This is a genomic window from Campylobacter concisus (assembly GCF_902460715.1).
In the GTDB taxonomy this organism is placed as follows: Bacteria; Campylobacterota; Campylobacteria; order Campylobacterales; family Campylobacteraceae; genus Campylobacter_A; species Campylobacter_A concisus_AK.
In genome coordinates this window covers 1-1,070 of the sequence record NZ_CABPUX010000007.1, presented here as the reverse complement: position 1 = coordinate 1,070, position 1,070 = coordinate 1, and the positions used below count along the sequence as shown (strand labels likewise).

The following is a 1,070-nucleotide window of genomic DNA, read 5'->3' as shown; positions in this document are numbered from 1 at the left end:
TCGGTGTGTTGCTAGGTCCGTTTATGCTAGTTATCATTTTAACTCCCCCTTACGCCTTTATATCAACATCTCTTTTTATACCAAGCATATCTACTAGATATTTTCCAGCTGGGTTTTCGTTTAGCTCTTTTACTAAATTTAAAGGCGGCATGCTAAATTTTAAAAAGCTATCCATAAAGTCTTTGCTCTTTTTGCCATCTTTATCTATCTCACCAAAGAGTAGCTTTAGCATTTTTAGATTATGCTCCATCATCTTTTTAAATGATAGTTCGTCTTCTTGGTCGCTAAATTTATCAAGGCTTTGTCTGTGTCTCACATAATCTTGCATATAATCAGGCAGCATAGAGACAGCACCATCATCTGCTTTTGAGAAATTTACCCCATAAGCCATTTGCCACATAGCGTTAAAGGCATTAAATGACCTTTGAAATTCTTTTGTGTTGATGTTTTTATCATAGCCGCCATATTTGCCTATCGCAGTGGTTTCGCCCTCCTATATGTCTAGGTTGTGATTTAGCACGCCAGCTATAAGACCACCTTTAGTTATGGAGCCATCTTTGTTAGTGTATTTTTCTCCGTGTGGATCCATAAATATACCAATGACCGTGTTTTCTTTACCGCCATTTGCGTTGTTAAAGATGTATGTTACGTTTTTTGGATGTATCTGCTTATCTGCCGCAATAGACAAAGAGCCATTGTAAAAGAGCGTGCTTATGGTCTTTGTTGGCGTATGCACAAAGCTATCTTCTACCGCAGAATACTCACTAGCACTAGCATATCTTTGATCTACTTGCAGACTTTGACGATCATAAGAAAAGCCTTGAGGGAAATTTCTTATCTCATCTAAGCTAAAGCTATCTTTTGAATTTAGCGTGTCTTCGCCAACTACTTGTGAGAGGATTTTGTAGGCATTATTTACGGTTTTTAGTATATCGATGCTGTCAAAAACCCTTTGCATATAGTCAGGCTGCGTCGCTATCCTGACTAATGACTCCAGCGTGCTTGAGTGAATTTTATAATCACTTGGTATGCCAGCTTGTTTATTAAACTCATCTGTAAAGTAACCATCC

General features: G+C 37.9%; 1 pseudogene. It reads right to left on the bottom strand.

From position 1 onward, the window contains the following. Window positions 1-49 precede the first annotated feature (49 nt). Window positions 50-1,070: pseudogene (locus F3G91_RS10780) on the bottom strand (Cj0814 family flagellar-dependent secreted protein); the annotation flags it as partial.